A 19,260-nucleotide genomic window follows, 5' to 3' on the forward strand; every position below is an offset into this window, starting at 1 on the left:
TAGGGTCCGACTTGGAGATGTCTGTCGGGGTAGTGCGACCCTGCTGGATCGGAGCGCCGGCCTTAGTACGGGGGCCGGCGTTTTCGCGACCGGCGGAATTCTGGCCGGGCGGAAGGGGTAGCTCGCTGCCTCGCCTTACGGCTTCGGCGGCTGCGTCGGAAATGACGATCAACAAGGCAAGGGGGATCTGGGTGGAGTATTGCACCCGAGTATCGTCCACGTCCTGCTTATCGTCCGACAGCTCGGCAAATAGGCTGTCCTGGGTGGGCGGCTCGAAGACAGTAGTGTGTGTCGTGCCGGCGTCGTCCATACGCATCTGCATCGCCATCAGCGGCGTGAGGCTAAGAACGAAAGACCAGCGCTCCGCCTTGGCGAGTGACAAGATGCGACCTCTGTCTTCTGCCGACAGGATAGCGAAGATGGACACCAGGTTGTCGAGCAACTCGCCAAGGGTCTCGTAATGGTACTCGGCGGCGATGATTTCGCCGAAATCCACGAACCTCTTGCCGCCTTCGTTCCGCTTCTTCACGGCGCTTTGTCGTGGCTGAAGGCTCCGCAGCTTCCGGACGGTATCCGGGCCGGAAATCGGGTTGCTGACAAAGGAGAGTAGCAGGTTGACGATAGACGCCGGCTGGACCGGCACGGTCCGGCTTCCGCGCCCTGGCGGGGGCTTGGTGAATAGCCCCTCTGCCCGCAGAGCCCGCGCATGAACCTCCACGGTCGCCCGGGGGCGGTCCGAGTGCAGTGCAATAAGGTCAATCGCGTCAGCCGCCTGCATGGCGATTGTCATACCGCGTATCGCGCGCGCGCGATAGCGTTTTCGTGCGGCGCATGCAGGTAGAGTACCCGCCGGCCGATCACGCTTGGTGTCGGGCCGGCGCGGCAATCCGCCTGCAATTTAATCCGCGAATTAGCTGTACAGCTAGCCGTACAATTCGCATATTGTGGATTGCAATTCCGCATATTGCGGATTGGCAATGCGGAGGCTGCCCATGGGCTGTGTCACTTACACCGACCTGCGCGCCAACCTCGCTCAGCACATGGATGAGGTGATTGAAAGCCGCGCGCCGCTTGTGGTCACGCGCCAGGGCGGGCGCGGCAACGTGGTGATGATGTCGGAAGAGGAATTCGAAGGCTGGCAGGAGACCATTCACCTGCTCAGCAGCCCGCGGAATGCTGCCCGCCTCATGGCCTCGGTTCAGCAGGCACGGGCCGGCATGGCGCGTGAGCGCGAGCTGCTGCCGTCCAAGCCGCGCGACCCCGCTTGAAGGTGGTCTTCACCGATCTTGGCTGGGACGATTACCTGTCCTGGCAGGATCAGGATCTAGAAATCCTGGCCAAGATCAATGAGTTGATCAATGACGCGCGGCGCTCGCCCTTCAAGGGCCTGGGTAAGCCGGAGCCCTTGAAGGCATCCCTCCAGGGGTTCTGGTCACGCCGCATCACCAGGGAACACCGCCTAGTCTATTGCGTGGACGGCAAAGGGCTCGAACAGCAGATCACCATCATCCAGTGCCGGCACCACTACTGATCACCCCGGCATCCCGCTAAGCCCGCGCGCATGCATCAACGCATCAGCGCTAGTTTGCGTCCTTGCCTCTCGGCCTTCAGGAGGCCGCGGCTATAACAGGCTGCCTTGTGGGCCTGGCGGGGGCGGTGCTGGCGGTGGGGCGGCCCCCTCCCCGCCATCCTGCTTGCCGCCCCTGGCGACGATCTGGAGGGAGCCGTCAGGCAGCGGGCGTTGCAGCTTCAGCGCCTCGGCCGCCGGCGCCGTCATCCAGGCTTCCAGATCCTCCGGCCGGGTCAGGATCACCGGCATCGCCTTGGGGTGGATGGCGCCCACCTCGGCGTTCGGCGTGGTCGTGAGGAAGGCGAACAGGTCATCTACGGTTTCGCCATCCTTCACCTTCCGGACGGATCGCCAGCCCCGGACCTCGATGCCAGCGAAAAAGGCCAGTGGCCGGCCTTCGCTGAAGGCAAACCAGATGTCCCCGCCGGCGTCGCGGTTGAATTCACTGAACGATGTGAAGGGGACCAGGCACCGGCTTTCCACACCGAGCCAGCGGCGCCAGTGCGGCGACTTGCTATTCCGGATGTTCGTCACCCCGGGGTCGGTCTTGCGGCCCTCCAGCACGCCAGGCGGCGATGGCATCCCCCAGCGCGCCATGGCCAGCTCGCGCCCCTCCGGCCCATTGCGAACGATCGGCGCCAGGGTATTTGGGTAGATGCCGGGAAGCAGGGGCAGGTTTCCCGTCCGGTCCCGCCATGCCTTGGCGAGCGTCCGGATCGCCTCCTGATTGCGCGTCATGCTGTAGAGGTTGCACATGGGCGCAGGGTAGGGTGGCAGGCGGCACCAGGCCAACTAACAGACGGCCGCCCCCATAAGCCGGGGGCCAGGGCCGGTGATGCAGAGATGCAAGCGCATCAACGCATGCATCTCATGCACCTGGCCGTGGTGGACATGGCAGAGGAACACGGTCAGGTCGTCGGGGCAGCCATCGGCCTTGAGGTAGAGGTGGTGTTCCTCCACCCCCTCGGCCGAGCCGCAACAGGCGCATAGGCGCCCGCCGGCCGCCATTAGGCGGCCCTCTGCTGCGGCAGCGCGGCAATGCGCCGGGAGAGGCGGCACGCCCCCATGATGGACCACTCACCGCCGCCCGGGGCCGGCGCACCGCTGGCGTTCAACTCCGCCGCCAGGGCGGCCAGGGTAGGGGCCTTCCCCTCAGCCCTCAGCCGCTCCACCAGCGGTGCCAAGTCCGCGGCAACACGATCCGCCTTGGCGGCCCGGGCGCGCCCGCCCGCTGCCTGCATCTCGGCCGAAGGCGCGGGGCCACCGCGCCAGCCGCCCAGCTTGGTCCCTCGGGCCTTGGCGGCGGCCAGCGCCGCCTTGGTGCGGGCGGAGATGGCTTCGCGCTCGTTCTCCGCTACCGCCGCTAGAATGTGGATCGTCAGCTTCGTGGCGGTCGGGTTGTCACACGCGACGAATTCCACCCCGCTTTCCATCAGGGCGGAGATGAAGGCGACGTTACGGGAGAGGCGATCTAGCTTGGCGATCACCAGCACGGCCCGGTGGGACCGGCACATGGCCATGGCCTTCGCCAGCTCGGGCCGATCTGCGCGCTTGCCGCTCTCCACCTCGGTGAACTCCGCCAGCACCACGCCGCCGGCCCGGCGCACGTATTGGTTCACCGCCTCGCGCTGCGCCTCCAAGCCGAGGCCGCTGCGGCCTTGCTTGTCGGTGCTCACCCGGTGGTAGGCAATGAAGCGCATATCGCGTCCTCACAACGTCCGTTGTCTGGATGCGGTATCGCCCTTTCCGCCCTTCCGGTCAAGGAAGAATGCACATCAACGCATCAGTCGCCGCCTCCATCCATCTAAGAATGTGATCCTATGGCGTGCCGGTACGGGTGGGTGGCGGGGGCGCGGCAATTGCGAATGGCGTCGCCCCGGCCTCTGCTTCGGCGCATCACCGCATCAACACATCACCGCGCCCACGCCTGGACACATGCCAGCGGCTCGGGCAGCGTGCCGGCACAATGAAGCTGCTGGTCCTCCACACGCCGAAAGGCGGCTCCGGGAAGTCCACCGTCGCCCGGGAGATTGCCGTCGCCGCCTCTCTGGCGGGGCGCAACGTCGCCATGGCCGATCTGGACCCCCAGGGCACCACGGCAGGCTGGTACAGGCGGCGGCAGGCCGAGGCCCCGGCACTGGTGCGGTGGTCGCCTGGCGCCCCGCTGGAGGCCCTGGAAGGCGCCGGCCTGGATTGGCTGGTGGTGGACACCCCGCCGGCTACGCCGCCCTTCCTGCCCGCCCTGCTGGCGCAGGCTGACGCCGTGCTGGTGCCGGTACGCCCCACCCCTGACGATCTCCTGGCCGCTGCGCCTATTGCCCGCAGCCTGGCACGCTGCCCGTCCTGGGCATTCGTCTTGTCTCAGGTTCCGCCGCGCTCTCGTCTCACGGATGGCGCGGCGCGGCAGCTCGCCAGCCTCGGCCGCGTCGCGCCGGCCCAACTCACCTTCCGGGCGGATTTCCCGGCCGCCGCGATCACCGGCCAGGCGGCGGTGGAATTCACCGGCAAGGCCGCCGAGGAGGCCCGGGCGCTGGCCGCCTATGCCGCAACCCTACTCGGGGAGGATCTGAATGGCAGCGCGTCCTAAGGGCGATCTCGGCGACCTGGCGGTGCCGAAGGGCGAGTCCGAACAGGCCGGCGGCGGGGCACCAGAGGCCGGAGGGATCGCCGGGAAGGGGTATGCCCACACCCTGAGCCTGCGCCTGACTGCCGACCAGTACCGGCGGCTCCGGCTGCATGTGCGGGCGGAAGAAGACCGCACCGGCCGCCGCGCCACGCACCAAGCGGTCATAGAAGCGGCGCTGGTGGAGTACCTGGACCGGAAGGGCGGCTAGGCCGCCTTACGGCTCCGCCGGGGCCGGGGCTGCGGTGGCGGAGCTGGCGGCTGGACAGGAAGCGGCCGAGCGAGCCACCGCTCGCGGTAGTGGCGCTCCTGAATGTCAACCAGCGCCTTCTCCCCCGCATGCGCCATGATCTCTTGCAGCGCCCCCACCGTCATGGGCTTGCGGCGGAACTCCTCAACAACGACCACGTCGAGCGCGTCCGGGTACTCGTCTTCCGGGCCACTGAGAACGCGGCGCGCCAGCGCCTCGCCGGCCGCCTTGTAGACCGCCCATAGCTCTGCCAGCGCGAATTCCGCGGTCTCCGCCGCGGGCGCGCTCTCGGCAGGCTGGGGCTGAGCCGCCAGCAGCGCCTTAACCTTCTCGCGCCGGCGCTTCTGGCGCTCCGCATTTGATAGGGCCATGTCGGTGTGAATCTCCTGCCCGGAACATACCGTGTTCCGTGCCGGCACGAAAGCGTTACCGCGTTGATGCATTGATGCGCGTATCCGCCTCCTTCCTCGGCCCGCGCCGCCTGGCAGCGCGTACCAGGCGCCAGAGATGCCCTGCCGCGATTGCCACCTTCAGGGCCATAAGCGCCACCGCTAGAGCCTGCTCGATCCAGTCCATCACAGCCTCCTTTGCCGCGGGGGAGGCTGTCGTCACGACCTCCGACCGGGGAGCGGGAAGGCTGCGACCGAGGCAAGAAAAGACTCACGGGCCGGGGTGGAAGCCTCGCGCGCGGGCGCGCTTTGGGCGGGAAGCACCGCGGGGGTGCAACTACCTCTTCGGCAGCTTTTCCAGTCCCTTCCGCTGCATCGAGGGCGCTCCAGGCGGAGGGAAACCACCGCCCTGGCAACGTCCACTCCTACCCGCCGCCTTGCGGGGGCTGCACCCTCGGATGGGTGCCTTCCAGCAGGTCGTTGAAGCGGACCACGGCAATTGCGGCCCGTGCCGCCCGCAGGCAGAGCGCCTGGGCTTCCGGCTTGGCGATCTCCCATTGGAGCCCTGGCCGTAGCTCCTGAAGGATCGCCCGGGCGGTCGCGCCCACCAGCTCCGGCGGCTCGGCAAGGAAGGACTGGCTCATGGCGGAGACGGTAACGCGGCGGGCAGAAGAAAGCCCCGGGCCTTGCGGCGCCGGGGCTGGGTGGTCAACGGGGCGGCTTGTTCGGGACGGGCTTCGGCGGATACGCCGGCGGGGGCGATGGAGGCTCGCGCCCCGGCCAGACGAAGGGGCGGCTCATATGCCCGCCGTCCCTGTCCGCTCGCGCCTGACAGCTTCGGCCTGCGCGGCCTTGATAGCCCGGCAAGCATCGGCCCGGATGCTCGCCATGGCCGCCTTCTCCGCCACATCCGCCATGCTGCCGTTCTGGATGCGGGCAAGGAGGTATTCCGCCTTGGCTGCGAACTCCTGCGGCGTCACCGCCTGGCGATTGGCAATGAGCAGGCAGAGATGGTCATCGACCTGGTTCAACAGGTCCATGTCTCCATCAGCGTCCCACTCAGCCGTGGCGTTGATGACGTGCCAGAAGACCCGGCCGCACGCGATCAGGTCAGCCATGGGGGCGGCGGCGATCTCCTCCTTGTGGCGAAGGCGGGAGGGAGGCTCAGCCGCCACGGGCATGGTTGCGGCGCTCATGCTTCACCCCCGCCTCGGTCCGGCTCCAGGGCGCTGGCCAGCTCCGGCACCAGGCGCACAAGATCGGCCGCCAGGCTATCGGCAATGGCCTCGTCCGCGTCCGAGAGGTTGCAGCCGATTTCCTTGGCCACCCACACCAGTCGCGCAGCCTTGGCTGCGATACCGAGGAGGGTCCCCGCCTCGGTGGCGGCCATGGCGATGCGCAACGCATCCTCCTCGGCCGCCAGCTCATCCAGCTCCGGACTGGTCCATGAGGCAGGGACGCGGGCCAACGCCTCGCCCTGCAGGTCCCAAAGCTGCCGCAGATCGGTGGCCAGCTTCAGCAGCTCGGCGTCTGCCGCGACCGCCTCCGGGGCGGCCACCACCGCCGCGGTGGTGGCAATCACCGGCAGGCTCGCCAGGGCCGCCATGACGCTGCGGCGGGGCAAGGTGGGGGCGGTCATGCCGCACCCCCTTCCGGCATCGCCATCCGCGCGCGATCCACCGCCTCCCAAGCATCGGTCAGGTCGGCATGGATGCCGGCGCCGAGGCGGGCGAGGGCATGCAGGCGGGGAAAAAGCCCGCCCTTCTGCGGATCTACGGCATTGGCTGCGTCGCGCAGCAGCGCCACCAGCTCACCCTGAAGGTCAGTAATCATGCCGAGGTGGCACACCGCCGCATGCAACGCCTCGGCCGGCGAGGGCGCCGGGGGGATGGTAAGCGGGCTCATGCGGCAGCCTCTTCCCGCGGCAGATCGACCGGCGCGATGCAGAGCGCAGCCTGCGCGGCGCGGATCTTCGCTTCCAGCTCCTCGTGCTCGCGCTGGGCGTTCTCCAGGGTGAGGTACAGCAGGTCCACCAGCTCGGACCCCTTGCCGTTGATGGGGGCCTCCAGCAGCGCCTGGAAGGTCTCCAGATACATACCGAGATGGCCGCAGCCGAGGCTTACGGCATCCATCAGGCCGTTGCGCCTGATGACGGCATGGATCAGCGCGCCGCGATCCGCGGCGGCCGAGGCCGGCACCACCACGAATTTGTCGGGCGCCGGCTTGGTCGGCTTCTTCGGCTTGGTCGCCTTTGCGACCAATGGGTTGTCACTGGATTTTGCATTTCGCACGCGCGAAGCCGTGCTATTGGCTTTAGCAGCCATGGGCTCGTTGGTCCTTGTGTAGTCCAGGCTATGCCCGCCGTGACGTTGCAGCGTCCGGCGGGCGCCTTGCTTCCGGGGTCCGCCCGGCCGGTCTCAGATCCTCCCCAAAACTCGGTCTTTCCTCCCTTCCCCAGCGCCGCGCGGTGGCTTGGCAACATGTCATCCGAACACGTTGCCATATTGTGACCATGCCATAAGTGGTGGCATGGCGTGGTAGCGTAATGTTCGGCGTGGCAGGTTCCGCCGATGGCACTGGATGAACGGTTGAACCTGCCTGTCTCGCTGGCGATGCTGCGCGCCTTGGATGATTGGCGGCGGCGCCAGGTCGAAATCCCCACCAGGGCGGAGGCTGCCCGGAAGTTGCTCGCCAAGGCCCTGAAGGCCGAGGGGCTCAATCCGGAGGGGAAGCCGCCGCCGAAGCGGTCGGAATAGGGTCGGCCGGTCTCCCGTTCTGGAGTTAGCTCGGGGCTGCCCCCGAACTGGCTTGCTTGTGCAAGTTGGTCACATTGTGCATGGGGTAACTTGTGCGTCAAGCATCATTTGCACAAGTTGTGCAGCTTTGGTAAGCTGCCTCTATGTCCGCTGAACCCAAAGATGTCCGCTTCCCGCTCATGGTCACACGGACGGAAGCCGCCGCGATTGACGAATACCGCTTCGCCAATCGCATCCCCACGCGCGCCGAGGCCATCCGGCGCCTGCTCGCTATCGGCCTCGCGGCGGAGGGGAAGCCGCTACCGCAGCGGGACGGACAGCCCGGCCAGGAGTAGGCCATGCTAACCCGCAAGGCGCACGTCTATCGCCTATCCAGGGGCGGCCCGGGCGTTCGCATGCGCGGGCGTTGATGCGTTGATGCAGGTAGGCGCGCCAACCGTTGGCCTCATGCCAATGGTTAGGCTTCCATCCGGAGAGGCCGTGGGATCGGCCGCGGCAGCCGGTGCGGCCGGCCGGCAACTTCCTCCTCGGCCGGGATCGGCACCCCTCGCCGGATTACCTCCAGCACCGCCAGCACCTTCGGGGATTGGCCCCGGCAGTCCACCAGGCCGAGGCCGGCCAGGGCGCTCTGCACGCTGCGGACCACCTCATCGCGCAGGATCGCCGCATACCCAGGCGCGGCCGCCGCTGAGCAATGGTCCTGGGCGAGCGCCAGTAAGGCCGCCTGCAATTCGGGGCGAGGATCAGGAGGCACCAGCGCCGCAGCCGCGGCCTGCTTCCGGTCCCGGTAGCTCTTCTGCCGCTCTGCCGATGTCAGCGCCACCACCTATGCCCTTTCCTTTTCCGTGACGTTGCGTATTAGGGTTGAAGACATGCGATGGACCCGCGCAGTCTGGAAGTACGCCTTGGGCTTGGCGGTGGTGGCCCTCGGCCTGGAACTCGCCGGCGCCTCCCGTAAGGCGGAAGCGCCGGCCCTTTTGGCCTTCTTCATCCCACTAGGCGCCCTGCTGGGCGACGCCCTCCGCGCCGCCTGGCGCGGCCTCACCGCGCTGGTGCGAGCAGCCCGCCGCCCGGCGGCCGGTCCTCCTCGAACAGCGGCCCCAGCAGTCCAGCAGCTCCAGCCGTCGCTGCCTGGCCACCTCCCCCCAGCAGCCCCGCCACCGGGTTAGGCAACAGTCGCATCTGCGGGATGAACTCCCCGTTCCCGACCGGGCCAGCGGCCAGGTAGCCCTGCGCGATCCGCTGGGCATTGCCCGCCGCGGACCCTTCCACCAGTACATCCCGCAGCATGCCGGGCCAGTTGAGCGGGTTGAGCGCATTCGCCGCCCCGCCGGCCGCCCTGGCAGCGCCGGAGGCGAAACCCGACCTGGCGCCGGCATCCGTGGCAGTGGGACTGCCTTCCGGAAAGGACCGGGACGCCGCCTGGAGCACCCGCATGGTGCGGGCGAATTCCTGATACTCCTGCGTCCCAGCGCCGCCCATGGCCTGCGCCAATGCCTCGCGGCGCTGGGGCGTGCCGAACACCTGCTGATAGAACTTCCCGGCCACGTTGCTCGGCTCGCCGCGCTGGGTGGTCTTCTGCGCGGCTTCCATAGCATCCCGCAGATAGGCCGAGAGGCCGGCCCGCCAAGCGTCTTCCTGCCCGGCGTCAAGGAAGCTCTGCCGGTACTGCGCCACCCGCTCCGGCGCCATCTTGGCCCCATCGAAGATGGCGGCCAGCCCCTCGTTGCTGGCGCCCTGGCCTTCCCGCCTGGCTGTGCGGGCGATGCCTGTGGCCTCAAGGTCCGCGAAGGCTTGCAGCCGCGGCGCGCTCTCCGCCAGTGCCTCGCCATAGGCCGGGTTCTCCCGGACCAGCGCCGCCCGGAGCGCATCCCGGGCCTCTCGCACGTCCCGGCCGCCTGGCATCCGCATGGCGCCGGTCAGGGGGTCCGAGCCGCCATTTACGATCTGATCCAGGCCGCGCTTGATCTGGTGCCACGCCTGCATGTCCGGGTGAAGCGCAGCGTCCACCAGCTCCAGGCGGTTGCCATCAGCCGACACCCGGAACAGGGGCGGCAACTCGCGGCCGGAGTTGGCGGCGGCAGTCTGTGCTTCCTGCCAGGCGCGAGCGATGGCCGGCCGGCGCAATAGCGCATCCAGATCCTCGCTCCACACCGGCCCGGGCCGCGCTTCCCATGCCCGCTGGAACAGCGGGGAGTTAAGCCCCTGCATGCGCTCGAAAGCGTCGTCAATCACGTTGCGGGCGCCCTGGGTGAAGGCGGCCCGTCCGCCCTCCACGCTGGGCGTGTTGCCCGCCGAGCCGGCGATGCGGCGATCAATGGCGCCGGGCACCTCCACCGTGTTCCGCCGCTGCACCACTGCGGCCATGTCGTCGGCCGTGTCCGGGAACCGGCCGAGCTGGCGATCACGCTGCAACAGGCTGCGCCGGTTGGTCACGTCGCCGGCCAACAGGGTGACACCTTCCTGGCGCCCCTCATCGGCCAGGCGTTGCGCCTCAGCCCGGGCGGTAGGGTCCCGGAAGAAGCGCCGATCCGCCGCCCCCGTAACGCCAGCCGGGTTGGCCTCGATCAGACGGCCAATGCCAAGCCCAATCCCCTGCCCCAGCGCAGCGCTGCCGCCCTGGCCAGCAACGCTGAACCAGTCCGTACCTTCAGGGCGAGAGCCGTAGATGGCGTCGCCAAGCTCCTGCCGGCCGTACTCCCCAGCCGCAGCAAGCGCCCCGGCCAGGGGGATCGTGATGGGGCTGGTGGGCGGAACGGCGACGCCTGTGGAGGCCACCAGCCCAGCCAGGCCGGGGATGAAATCCCCCGCGTTCCGCGCCACTACCCCGCCCATTCGCCGCGCCGCATCCACTGGCCCGGTCGCCCCCGTCACCGAAGGCGACACCCGCACCAGATCGCCCCTGTCGTCCCGGTAGACGATGTTCCCGTCCACCGTGCCGAACCGGTCGGCCGGGATACCGAGCGCCTGGCTGTAGACCTCGATTTGCTCCGGCGTGCGCGTCCGCAGCGATGCGCCCGCCTGCGTGCTCAGGGGCGCAGCCCTGGCGGGATCATCCACCACGTTGTTGATGATGGGGGAATACTCCGGCGTTGCCTCCGGCGCCCCCACCGTCCGGGAAAACCAATCCTCGCCCGCCATGTCAGCGCCCCCCGCTCGGCCGGATACCGAATTCCTGCGTCAGCGCCGCCGTGACGCGCTGGGGGATCTGGTCCCGCGGCACGCCCTGCGCCTCCAGGCCGCGACTAAGCTCTTCGCCGCGGCTGTTGATGATCGCCCGGATATCCGAGAGGGGGTGCGCCTCAAGGTTCTGCATGGACGGCTCGATCCCCCGCGACCTCATCCAATAGAGGCGGGCCGTGGCGAGCTGGGTGAACTCGCGTGTGGCATCCAGCTTGGTCCGGAACTCGGTCGGGCTGTCGCTGCCGGCGTCCCCGATCACCCGGAGCTGACGCTGCGCCTCTCGGGGATAAAGGCGTGCCAGGCAGCGGTGCCTTGCTCTTCACCGCCCAGCGCACTCGCGTAGGCAGCGGCAGCAGTGGCGACGGCGCGGAACGTCTCCAGCGAGATGGGGAAAGGCGGCTCGGTGACGGGCGGGCCGGCGATCTTGTCAATCGCCACCTCGAAGAGCGGATCCATGCCGGCCTCCCACAGCCCGGCATTGCGCAGGCAGTAGGCGACGCTCTCTAGCAGGGCTCGGGCATGTGCCGGCTCGCCGCCCTTCTCCGCCATGGTCAACGCGACGGCGAGAGCGTGGGCCGTCTCGGTCCAGAGCGCGTTGCGCGCCGCCTCGACTTCCGCGTTCACTGGAACGCCCCCAATAGGCCACCGACGACAGCGCCGTATGGATTGCCACCCGACGCGCTGTAGCCCGCCAGCGCGCCGGACGCGGCGTTGCCGAGCCGACTTCCGCCAGTCACCGGCTGCGTCATCGTACCGCCAACCGTGCCGGCACCCTGGATCAGCGCCATGTAGCGGCTGAGCTGGTCATAGGTGGCGTTCTGCTGGTAGTTGTGGCGATTGATCTCGTCCGTCAGCGCCTTGTCGCCATAGCCCTCAGTGATATTGCCGGCCTGGAGCATGGCGTTGATGTTCTGGTAGTCCGCCCCGGCCGCCTGCCCGGCAAGCTGGCCGCCCAGCGTCCGCGCCGCCAGGTCCGACTGCCCCAGCGTCGTCGCGGCCTGAAGCTGCTGGTTCCGCTCGTTGGTGTAGTTCTGGTAGGCCAGATCACCCGCCATGCGCGTGGCCGCATCGGAGAAGGCCGCAGCGTGCGACCCGCTGCCCAGCCTGCCCGACGCGGCAAAGGCGCTGTCGATGGACGGACGCGCGGCGGAGATGGCACGATCCACCATGCCCTGGAATTCAGGGTTCCGGCCGATCATGTCGCCATTGGCCGTGGAGGCGAGCGTGCCGTAGCCCGGTAGCGCCGAAGCACCCCGGCTGGTCAGTGCGCCAGCTTGGCCAGCTACCGCCTGCTCATATCCAGCGCTCTGCTGACCGCGGTTGAACAGAGCATTCGTGCCCTCGTTCGTCTTCCAGTCGGCCGGCGTGTAGGTCAGGCCCTGGAAGTACTGCCCCCGGTTGCCCGCGGCCTCCTGCGCCAGGTTGTCGCGCGCCAGCAGGTAGCTTTCCGCCAACGCGTTCCCCTGCGGCGCCCAGGGGGTGTTGCTAGTCGTCGCCTGCGTCGTCTTGCCGCCCATACATTCCTCCGGGCGCCTCACGGCGCTCGTCCAACTGGTTGATCTTCACTGTCGGGATGCCGAAGATTTCCGCTAGATCCCCCATCTGCCGCGCGATTGCGGCAAGGGCGCCGGCCTCGGTTTCGCCCCCCACCGCCCACAGCGCGGCAGCGCCAGGCTCCGGCGCCTCTGACACCGCGGCGGCAGCCATCACTCCGGGCCGCGCCGCCGTCCACAGCAACCAGGCACCGCTACCGACCAGCGCCCGCGCATCCGCGGCGCTGTAGCTGCTTCCAGCATGCCGCAGCGCGCCAGCGATCAACGACTCAACGAATGGCCAAATCTCGCCCACAAACATCGCCGGGACCTGACACGCCATCAGCGGCGCATCGTCCGTCAGGGTCACATCCTCGCCGGCGTTCATGCGCGCCCCCGCTTCACTTCCATCGCCGCCGCCGCCTCGGCCTGGCGCTCCTGCGCCAGCAGCTCGCGCTCTTCCACAAGCTCCGGGTCCGGCGCAGCCAGGGCCTCCGCCGCCTCCGCGATCCAGGCGAGATAGAGACCGGCGCGCCGCTCCACCTCCGTCATGGGCGCAAAGGTGTAGGCCCGTTGCGGCATTCTAGGCGGCCATCCCCCGCTGAGCCGGCCGGGCCGCGGCCTCGCGGGCCAGCTTGGCGATCACGCCGGACACGCTCATGCGTCCGCCGCGCTCAGTCGCCTCGGCCAAGGCCATGCGGCGGAGCTGGTCCAGCACCTCGCGGGGGAGGGAAACCCGCGTTACGACACGGGAAGTAGTCTGCCGCTGCATTCACGATGAACCGCGCTGCGTGGCCACTATTGGCCACGTGCGCAATATAGGGCTTGATCCACTACAACCCAAGAGAAAATCGCCATCGTCCGGCTAGATGGCTGCGCCGTTTCAAAGAGTAGGCTGGGCCTCTTCTGCCTCGGTAGGCCGAGCACCCTTTATCCGGGGGTTGCCACAGTCGTGGCGCCCCTCCCGAAGTCGCCCTCCTTTAGGGGGTGACAAAACTGTGGCAATCCGCCGCAGTTTCCGCCCTGGCAGGTGGAATATCCGCCGTTAGTTTATTGGTCCTGCCCGCTGGGCGCTTGCGCGCGCGTACTGCGGCGAAAAGCTCCGGCCTCCGGCGGGGTTTACCCCCTCCAGCCGATCATCCAGCCAGCCCGCTCCGGCGTGTCGTTGGCGTAGGGGCAGGCTGTACCGCAGGTACCGGCCCGCCCAGCCATCCGCCCCTCCGCCAGCGCCTTCAGCGGATGCGAGACCACAACGCCCATCATGCCTCGCCCTCCTCCGGCAGCCCTAAGCGCTCCGCGGCGGCCATCTCAGCCTCAACCGCCGCTCTCCACTCCCCCACCCATTCCGCGCGGATACGGTCCTGTTCCCGCTGCCAGGTTGTCTGGCGCAACACATCGGTGAAGTCGTTCCAGACCTTCGGCCGAGGCTTCTCCGCCAACCGGCGCTTCAGCTCCGCCCGCCAGTGCGGGGGCGCTTCCGCGTCCTCCGGCAATTCAGGTGGCTCCCAGGAGCCAGGCTCCGGCCACGGGTCCGGCGGTGGGCTGGCGATCACGCCCAGCATGCCACGCCCGGTCCGGGGCGGCGGCGGTGCCTGCCCCATCTCGCCCGGCAGGGGCGGGTGAAGCAGGGGAGGCTCTGGAGCCTCAGAAATGGCTGTGGCGGGCACCGGAGGCAGGTCCGCCTCGACCTCGCGCGCGTACTGCGCGGAAACCCCCGCCTCGGTCTCACCCTCAGAACAGGGCCGCATTGCCGGGTTTCCGGGGCGCTGGGGCGGGTGGTCGGCTTCGGCGGGGCTGGTGGACCCTTCGGGGGCCTCGGCCGGTCTCTGTGGGTCCTGCTGCGCAGCGGGTGGCGGGTGGATCTCCAGATGGGCCAGCTCGCCTAGCCGCTCCACCAGCCAGGCCCGCGGATCGGCAACCGCCTCGGGGTCATAGACCCCATCCGACACGCTCCGGCCGGCACCTGCCCGCTGGTAGACCACTCGGCCGAGGTTGGGGACATTCCCGTATAGGTAATTACCTATACGGCTTTGTCCCCAACCTCCCCGACTGAAGGCTTTCTTGGCAGCGTCCCGGCTAGGCCAGAGGGCGGGGTATGCCTGGGCAGCGTCGCCTGGGTTGGCGAGAGCCATCCCCCCCTCAGACAGCATCCGGTCAGCGGGCGATGGCGCCAGGCTCTCCCAAGACACCTGGCTGTTGATTGGCAGGGGCAGGGGAATATTGGTCAGCACCAGCACCCGCAGCGGGTTGTCTGCCGTCCGGTTGACGCCACGGCCCCGGCCGATGATCTGCAGAACCTCGCCCTCGCAGATCTGCCAGCGGATCGCCTCGGCGGTCGGGTCGGGGTGGCGGAAGGCTAGGCCACTGACGATCTCGCCGCTGGCCAGGTAGACGGGCGTATCGTGACGCTCATAGCGGACCCCGCGATGTGTCAGGGCGCGACCGGTCAGGGCCTCCGCCATGCGCTCCACGTCACCTTCCCGCGGCAGGGTGCGACCGACGACGATGATCTGCGCCACGCCCGGCCGGTCAGGGCCAGGCCCCCATTCGTCGCGGCCGGCGACGGCGTTGTGGTGGGCCAGATCAACCGATGCGGGCCAGGGCGAGGTGGCGTTGCGCCATTGTTCCTCCACCGCCTCCTGCGCCACCACCAGGGTCTTGCCTGTGACGTTACGGGCCTCCCGCAGCACGGTGGCGCGGACCTCTGCGCTGGCCCAAAGCCGGCCCCGCGCACCCGTATCGTTGCAATACGCATCCGGCACCAGGGCGGTCTTGCCGAAGTCCCGGCCGACAAGCTGATGCGCCTCCATGTTCGGGGTCTCGGCCTCCAGCTCGGCCGTCACTTCCGCCTGAGGCCAGTAGGGGCGCACCAGGTCGGGGTTCAGATAGGCGTCCAGCAGCAGGGTGGGAACGATCCACCCCTTCTTCACCGTCTGGCGCCCGCGGAGACGTAGTACCCGCACCGGGCCTTCGTCCTTCTCCACCGTGGCCAGGGATACCCAGCCGCTTGCCTCCGGCCCATCCGGCGCCAGCAGCTCCGCCACTGCGTTGAACATCTTGGCGGTGCGCATGGCGAGTTTGTTGTTCTGCGCCAGCCGGACCAGCTCTTTCCGCGTCGCCTTCGGCATGCCGGGCCGGAGGCCGGGGTCAATCACACGCCGCCATGACAGGCTGTGGCCGGAGCGGGCCGTCTCCGCCAGCATCCGTTCCGCCATGTGCTTCCGAGGCAGCGGGCCATCCGGTAAGCCATGGATGGCTCCCAGCAATGCCCGGTGCGCTTCCACCAGCTCAGCGGTGTCGATGCCGGGCAAGTCGTTGGGGATCGACACATCCCCGGCCAGGGCCTCAAGCGTCAGGTCATCCGGCTTTCCGTCCACGCCGGTCAGGCCCGTTTGCCAGATCGCCTCATCAACGATGGCCACCGCCACCTTGCCGATGGCGGCTGGCTTTTCGACGAACAGCAGCTCATGCGGAAAGATCCACAAATCCGGGTCCTGCTGCTTCTGCCGCTGGTAGGCGCAGACCTCGAAGAACGGGCATATGCCGCCGTTCTCGCCGCGCTTGCGGCAGACGCTGCTCTCGACCGGCAGCGCCACGCTCTGCGCGTCCCTGACGGCCTCCAGGTCCATGCACATGGACCCCAGGGGGTTGTCAGGGTCGGGCTGTTCCCGGCCGCGCCAGACCGCGGCGCGGAAGCCATGGGGCTGCGCGTTGAAGGCCGCGGCCTGTTCATCGGCCAGCTTATGGGTAGGGACGAATAGGGCGATCAAGCGCCCGTCTCCCTTCGCCCTCATCTCGGCCAGCAGCTTCGCCGCGGCGTCCCTGGCTCTGGCGCTCTTGCCAATGCCCACGTCCACCTTGATGGCGTGGACGATAGGCGCCGGGACATCCTCGGCTTCATCATCGAAATCGGCGGCCTGCCGGAAGAATTCCTCGACGGCGGCGACGAGCCTTGCCCGGGCCTCCTCGATGGGCAGCCGCGGGCGGCGCGCCGGCGCCGTGGTCCAGGCCGTCGCGATCCGCTCCCGCACGGCCTCGGCGCCAGCCTGGCGGATCACGTCATTGAAGTCGGACTTGTCGTGGCGCCGCACCGGCCAGGGGTAGGCCACCACCACCTTGTGGCCGGCGGCCCGCCAGTCACCCAGGGAGTGATGCAGGGATTTCGTCGCGGGGGCGTGCGGCGGGTCGTCATCGGCGCAGATCAGCAGCGCCCGGCCCGGCGGGGGCGTGACCTTGGCCATGCTGCCCAGCGCCACCCAGGTTTCCCGGCCGGTGGCGGCCCAGATGGAAAGCCCGGTCTCCGGCCCCTCGGCCAGCAGCAGGGGGGCGGTGTTTTCGCCTTCCGGGGCAGAAACCCTCGGCAGCTTCAGCGCAGCGCCAGAGATGACGCCGAAGCTCTGCTTGGTCGGCCGGTTCGGCTCGTCCGGCCGCTTCCGGGCATCGGACGTGAGGTGGATCACCTGCACCGCCTGCATCGCGCCGGCGTCGTCCATGACGGCGACGATGAGGGCATGGCGTGACGGGTGGAAGCCGATGCAATCGGGCCAGCCGGAGGCGGGCCGGGGAATGCGCCGCGTCTCGGTCAGGTACTTTTCCGCCACGGTGCCGGCGAGCGGCTGGCGCTCGCTCCAGATGGCCCTGGCGCGGGCGACGCGCGCGGCCTCCTCTGCCGTCTCCTCTGCATCCCGCTCCGCCTGCTGTTCCTGGCGCTTCTGCTGCCTGAGCTGGTGGCGCTCATGCTCGGGCTGGCTGCCATCCGGCATGGCCATGCCGAGGAAGCCACGCGCCCAATCCAGGGCTTCGGGGAAGGTGCAATTCCGTTCCCGGCGGATCAGTGCCAGGGCGTCGCCGCCGGCCGCGGCCTCATGATCGTGCCAGAGGCCCTTCCGGCTGCCCCGCACGACTACCGCCATGGAGCCGTGGCGGCCCCAGCGCCATTCCTTCCCGGCCTTGCTGGAAGGAGGCCCCAGCAGATCCGCCGCCAGCGCCTCGGCCGAGGCGACTAGACCGGCGCGGATCTCGGCTAGGTCGGGGGCTTCGTTCAACGGCGCCCCCACCGCTGGTCAGCCTCTTCCTCGAAGCCTCTCGCCTTCGCCTGGAATTCGGCGGCGTCGGCAAGCTTCCCTTGCACCAGAAGGGCTTGCGCCATTTCTAGATACACTGCCGCCGCCATGCGGCAGTCCGTCGAGGCATGCCCCTTCGGGAAGCGGATGACGTTGCCGGCCTGCGCCGGCTCGGAGGCGCCAGCGGTCATGCGAGCCCCCTTCCCGCCCCGCCGTCGGCATCCGCGCGGCGCCAGACCTCGGCCACCGCCTGGGCAAGCTGCTCTGCAAAGCCGGGCTGGAAGGCATAGGCGGGCCGTTCCCGGTCACCGCCAGCCGCGATCATCGGCGGCCGGAGCGTCACCCGGCCCGTGCCGTCACGACTGGCCCGGATGCCAGCCAGGCGCACCGCAGGCAGCGTGATGGAGGCGAAGGCGAAGTCGGCCCCGAAGGGCCGTACCTCCACCCGGTTCACCAACGGTGAGGTGGCGAGCGTCGCCATATCGTGGCGGCCCGGCATCAATGCAGCACCTTCAGGGTGCTGGGGTTGGTAATCCAGCGGAGGGCCTCGCCGCCAAACTGCTTGCCCAACGCCTCGAATTCCGCGACCAGCTCCTCCTCAGGCCGTCCCTCATGGAGGGCCATGGCCTCCACCGGGATCAGCAGAGTTCCGGCCTCGTCCACGGTCGGGACCACGCCCATCTCGGCGCAATGCTTCAGCAGATTTTCCCGGAACCAGCGGGCGTCGCTGCGCGCAAAGCGTTCCCACCATGCGCCGCTGAAATAGGGGAGGCCGCGGATCATAGCGCCACCGCCTTCACCAGGGGATGCGCCGGCAGCCCCGGGGCAATCTGGATGTCCAGCACGTGCAGTTGCCGGAGGTGGGCGCGGTGGCGGCGGTTGATCTCGGCGCCGATCCGCTGCGCCCAGGCTTCCCGCCGGCCGGTGGCGGTCTCGATGAACAGGACCCGGCGCCGTTCGGTGGCGGCCTCCACGGCCATGTCGTAGTGGTGTTCCTCGCCGCCGCAGGAGTGCAGGACCACCACCGCGGCCCATTCCAGCAGCTTCCGCAGCTTCGGGAAGCCGGCCGGGCCGCGCTCCTCGCCGCCATCGTCACCGATGACGATCACCTGCGGCCGGCTTGTCGGCTTCAGCATCGAGGCCGGGATGCGCGGCCCGGGGAGCAGCTCGATTAGCCGCAGCTCGCCCGCCAGGGCGGCGCGGTAGAGCGGATTGCGGAAGCCATAGCCCAGGCGCTCCTGGGCTTCGATCAGGACAGAGACGGCGGCGGGCGCCGTGACGTGACGATGCATTTTTGCCTCTACGCGAGAGGCAGAAGGCCCTTGGAAAACCGAGGCCAGGTCGCTAGATTGCGCAGCGTTGTTGCCAGTAGTGTTTGCCGCGTAGCCAAGCGTACCTGCCCCCGTTCCTTCGGCCGCCTGCCAGCGGTTTGAAGGGCGGGGGTTTGCTTTATGCGGCGACGGCGTGAGGGACGCGGAAGCCGAGGGCAGCGGCTATCGCCGGCAGATCGGCTGGCCGATAGGACCAGCGGCCATTGTCGCCTCGCTCGGCCGGGATACGGCCATCACGGGCGGCCTCCAGGGCGCGGCGATGGGTGGGGGCTGCTCCGCCCGTCAGGGCGGCGATGTCACGCGGCAGCAGAACAAGGGGGCGGTCGGTCTTCTCGCTCGGCATGTGCCGGGTCCTCTTGCTGTGGGTTAAGGCCCGATCCAGCAGAGGCGGCGCTGCAACCGTTAGAGTGCGGTTGCGTGCCGTCACGGAGTCGCTTAGGGTCCGACTTGGAGATGTCTGTCGGGGTAGTGCGACCCTGCTGGATCGGAGCGCCGGCCTTAGTACGGGGGCCGGCGTTTTCGCGACCGGCGGAATTCTGGCCGGGCGGAAGGGGTAGCTCGCT

The 19,260-nt window shown here is 68.9% G+C and carries 29 protein-coding genes; 6 read left to right on the forward strand and 23 right to left on the reverse strand.

What is annotated here, in order from left to right; genetic code table 11:
• The coding region (locus E5N76_RS28725; protein ID WP_149541415.1) for a hypothetical protein at window positions 1–643 on the reverse strand (643 nt) is incomplete at its 3' end.
• 349 nt (window positions 644–992) lie between these two features.
• Between E5N76_RS28725 and E5N76_RS28730 the strand changes: the two genes are divergently transcribed.
• Window positions 993–1,268: a type II toxin-antitoxin system Phd/YefM family antitoxin gene (locus E5N76_RS28730; protein ID WP_149541416.1), complete on the forward strand. Its 276-nt coding sequence runs from the start codon at window positions 993–995 to the stop codon at window positions 1,266–1,268.
• 2 nt (window positions 1,269–1,270) lie between these two features.
• On the forward strand, window positions 1,271–1,531 hold the full coding sequence (locus tag E5N76_RS28735) for a Txe/YoeB family addiction module toxin (protein ID WP_457852687.1): 261 nt from the start codon (window positions 1,271–1,273) through the stop codon (window positions 1,529–1,531).
• Window positions 1,532–1,621: 90 nt separating this feature from the next.
• On the opposite strand, the gene E5N76_RS28740 is transcribed toward E5N76_RS28735, so the two are convergent.
• Both E5N76_RS28740 and E5N76_RS28745 read right to left on the reverse strand, forming a co-directional pair.
• On the reverse strand, window positions 1,622–2,326 hold the full coding sequence (locus E5N76_RS28740) for an SOS response-associated peptidase (protein WP_149541418.1): 705 nt from the start codon (window positions 2,324–2,326) through the stop codon (window positions 1,622–1,624).
• A gap of 251 nt (window positions 2,327–2,577) precedes the next feature.
• A complete protein-coding gene (locus E5N76_RS28745) occupies window positions 2,578–3,270 on the reverse strand; it encodes a recombinase family protein (RefSeq protein ID WP_149541419.1) in 693 nt (230 codons plus the stop codon).
• A gap of 266 nt (window positions 3,271–3,536) precedes the next feature.
• Between E5N76_RS28745 and E5N76_RS28750 the strand changes: the two genes are divergently transcribed.
• Both E5N76_RS28750 and E5N76_RS28755 read left to right on the forward strand, forming a co-directional pair.
• Window positions 3,537–4,157, forward strand: a complete 621-nt coding sequence (locus E5N76_RS28750; RefSeq protein WP_149541420.1) for a ParA family protein — start codon at window positions 3,537–3,539, stop codon at window positions 4,155–4,157.
• Window positions 4,141–4,404 carry a hypothetical protein gene (locus tag E5N76_RS28755; RefSeq protein ID WP_149541421.1) on the forward strand — a complete coding sequence of 88 codons (264 nt, stop codon included), beginning with the start codon at window positions 4,141–4,143 and terminating at the stop codon, window positions 4,402–4,404. The genes E5N76_RS28750 and E5N76_RS28755 overlap by 17 nt, the downstream gene beginning before the upstream one ends.
• Here the strand turns inward: E5N76_RS28755 and E5N76_RS28760 are convergent.
• The 6 genes from E5N76_RS28760 to E5N76_RS28785 form a co-directional block, all read right to left on the reverse strand.
• A complete protein-coding gene (locus tag E5N76_RS28760) occupies window positions 4,401–4,886 on the reverse strand; it encodes a hypothetical protein (protein WP_149541422.1) in 486 nt (161 codons plus the stop codon). The two genes, E5N76_RS28755 and E5N76_RS28760, sit on opposite strands and share 4 nt — an antisense overlap.
• 371 nt (window positions 4,887–5,257) lie before the next feature.
• On the reverse strand, window positions 5,258–5,476 hold the full coding sequence (locus tag E5N76_RS28765; RefSeq protein WP_149541423.1) for a hypothetical protein: 219 nt from the start codon (window positions 5,474–5,476) through the stop codon (window positions 5,258–5,260).
• A gap of 153 nt (window positions 5,477–5,629) precedes the next feature.
• A complete protein-coding gene (locus tag E5N76_RS28770) occupies window positions 5,630–5,950 on the reverse strand; it encodes a hypothetical protein (protein WP_149541424.1) in 321 nt (106 codons plus the stop codon).
• 74 nt (window positions 5,951–6,024) lie between these two features.
• Window positions 6,025–6,471 carry a hypothetical protein gene (locus E5N76_RS28775; protein ID WP_149541425.1) on the reverse strand — a complete coding sequence of 149 codons (447 nt, stop codon included), beginning with the start codon at window positions 6,469–6,471 and terminating at the stop codon, window positions 6,025–6,027.
• Complete coding sequence (locus E5N76_RS28780; protein ID WP_149541426.1) at window positions 6,468–6,737, reverse strand: hypothetical protein; 270 nt, start codon at window positions 6,735–6,737, stop codon at window positions 6,468–6,470. Before E5N76_RS28780 ends, E5N76_RS28775 begins: the two co-directional genes overlap by 4 nt.
• Window positions 6,734–7,156 carry a hypothetical protein gene (locus tag E5N76_RS28785; RefSeq protein ID WP_149541427.1) on the reverse strand — a complete coding sequence of 141 codons (423 nt, stop codon included), beginning with the start codon at window positions 7,154–7,156 and terminating at the stop codon, window positions 6,734–6,736. Before E5N76_RS28785 ends, E5N76_RS28780 begins: the two co-directional genes overlap by 4 nt.
• A gap of 246 nt (window positions 7,157–7,402) precedes the next feature.
• Here E5N76_RS28785 and E5N76_RS28790 point away from each other — a divergent pair, with 246 nt between their 5' ends.
• Complete coding sequence (locus E5N76_RS28790) at window positions 7,403–7,588, forward strand: hypothetical protein (protein WP_149541428.1); 186 nt, start codon at window positions 7,403–7,405, stop codon at window positions 7,586–7,588.
• Window positions 7,589–7,767: 179 nt separating this feature from the next.
• Window positions 7,768–7,923 (forward strand): hypothetical protein, encoded by a 156-nt coding sequence (locus E5N76_RS29945; protein ID WP_235907956.1) that lies wholly within the window; start codon window positions 7,768–7,770, stop codon window positions 7,921–7,923.
• 122 nt (window positions 7,924–8,045) lie between these two features.
• On the opposite strand, the gene E5N76_RS28795 is transcribed toward E5N76_RS29945, so the two are convergent.
• From E5N76_RS28795 to E5N76_RS28855, 14 genes are all read right to left on the reverse strand, one after another.
• The gene (locus tag E5N76_RS28795) at window positions 8,046–8,414 is read right to left on the reverse strand and encodes a hypothetical protein (RefSeq protein WP_149541429.1); all 369 of its coding nucleotides are present in this window, start codon (window positions 8,412–8,414) and stop codon (window positions 8,046–8,048) included.
• 215 nt (window positions 8,415–8,629) lie between these two features.
• A complete protein-coding gene (locus E5N76_RS28800; protein ID WP_149541430.1) occupies window positions 8,630–10,651 on the reverse strand; it encodes a hypothetical protein in 2,022 nt (673 codons plus the stop codon).
• Between the two features lie 79 nt (window positions 10,652–10,730).
• Window positions 10,731–11,030, reverse strand: a complete 300-nt coding sequence (locus tag E5N76_RS28805; protein ID WP_149541431.1) for a hypothetical protein — start codon at window positions 11,028–11,030, stop codon at window positions 10,731–10,733.
• Window positions 11,027–11,395, reverse strand: coding sequence for a hypothetical protein (locus tag E5N76_RS28810; protein ID WP_149541432.1), 369 nt, complete (start codon window positions 11,393–11,395; stop codon window positions 11,027–11,029). The genes E5N76_RS28805 and E5N76_RS28810 overlap by 4 nt, the downstream gene beginning before the upstream one ends.
• Window positions 11,392–12,288: a hypothetical protein gene (locus tag E5N76_RS28815; protein WP_149541433.1), complete on the reverse strand. Its 897-nt coding sequence runs from the start codon at window positions 12,286–12,288 to the stop codon at window positions 11,392–11,394. Before E5N76_RS28815 ends, E5N76_RS28810 begins: the two co-directional genes overlap by 4 nt.
• On the reverse strand, window positions 12,257–12,691 hold the full coding sequence (locus E5N76_RS28820) for a hypothetical protein (protein WP_149541434.1): 435 nt from the start codon (window positions 12,689–12,691) through the stop codon (window positions 12,257–12,259). Before E5N76_RS28820 ends, E5N76_RS28815 begins: the two co-directional genes overlap by 32 nt.
• Window positions 12,688–12,885, reverse strand: coding sequence for a hypothetical protein (locus E5N76_RS28825; RefSeq protein ID WP_149541435.1), 198 nt, complete (start codon window positions 12,883–12,885; stop codon window positions 12,688–12,690). Before E5N76_RS28825 ends, E5N76_RS28820 begins: the two co-directional genes overlap by 4 nt.
• Before the next feature lie 537 nt (window positions 12,886–13,422).
• A complete protein-coding gene (locus E5N76_RS29955; protein ID WP_187830476.1) occupies window positions 13,423–13,566 on the reverse strand; it encodes a ribosome modulation factor in 144 nt (47 codons plus the stop codon).
• Window positions 13,563–17,066 carry a DUF7146 domain-containing protein gene (locus tag E5N76_RS28830; protein ID WP_207792146.1) on the reverse strand — a complete coding sequence of 1,168 codons (3,504 nt, stop codon included), beginning with the start codon at window positions 17,064–17,066 and terminating at the stop codon, window positions 13,563–13,565. Before E5N76_RS28830 ends, E5N76_RS29955 begins: the two co-directional genes overlap by 4 nt.
• Window positions 17,067–17,344: 278 nt before the next feature.
• Window positions 17,345–17,557 carry a hypothetical protein gene (locus E5N76_RS28835; protein ID WP_149541437.1) on the reverse strand — a complete coding sequence of 71 codons (213 nt, stop codon included), beginning with the start codon at window positions 17,555–17,557 and terminating at the stop codon, window positions 17,345–17,347.
• Complete coding sequence (locus E5N76_RS28840; RefSeq protein WP_149541438.1) at window positions 17,554–17,865, reverse strand: hypothetical protein; 312 nt, start codon at window positions 17,863–17,865, stop codon at window positions 17,554–17,556. The genes E5N76_RS28835 and E5N76_RS28840 overlap by 4 nt, the downstream gene beginning before the upstream one ends.
• On the reverse strand, window positions 17,865–18,149 hold the full coding sequence (locus E5N76_RS28845) for a hypothetical protein (RefSeq protein ID WP_149541439.1): 285 nt from the start codon (window positions 18,147–18,149) through the stop codon (window positions 17,865–17,867). Before E5N76_RS28845 ends, E5N76_RS28840 begins: the two co-directional genes overlap by 1 nt.
• On the reverse strand, window positions 18,146–18,658 hold the full coding sequence (locus E5N76_RS28850) for a hypothetical protein (protein WP_149541440.1): 513 nt from the start codon (window positions 18,656–18,658) through the stop codon (window positions 18,146–18,148). The genes E5N76_RS28845 and E5N76_RS28850 overlap by 4 nt, the downstream gene beginning before the upstream one ends.
• 157 nt (window positions 18,659–18,815) lie before the next feature.
• Entirely contained in the window at window positions 18,816–19,040 is a 225-nt protein-coding gene (locus E5N76_RS28855) for a hypothetical protein (RefSeq protein WP_149541441.1), read from the reverse strand.
• Window positions 19,041–19,260 lie beyond the last annotated feature (220 nt).

Source organism: Siccirubricoccus phaeus, from assembly GCF_008360935.1.
In the GTDB taxonomy this organism is placed as follows: Bacteria; Pseudomonadota; Alphaproteobacteria; order Acetobacterales; family Acetobacteraceae; genus Siccirubricoccus; species Siccirubricoccus phaeus.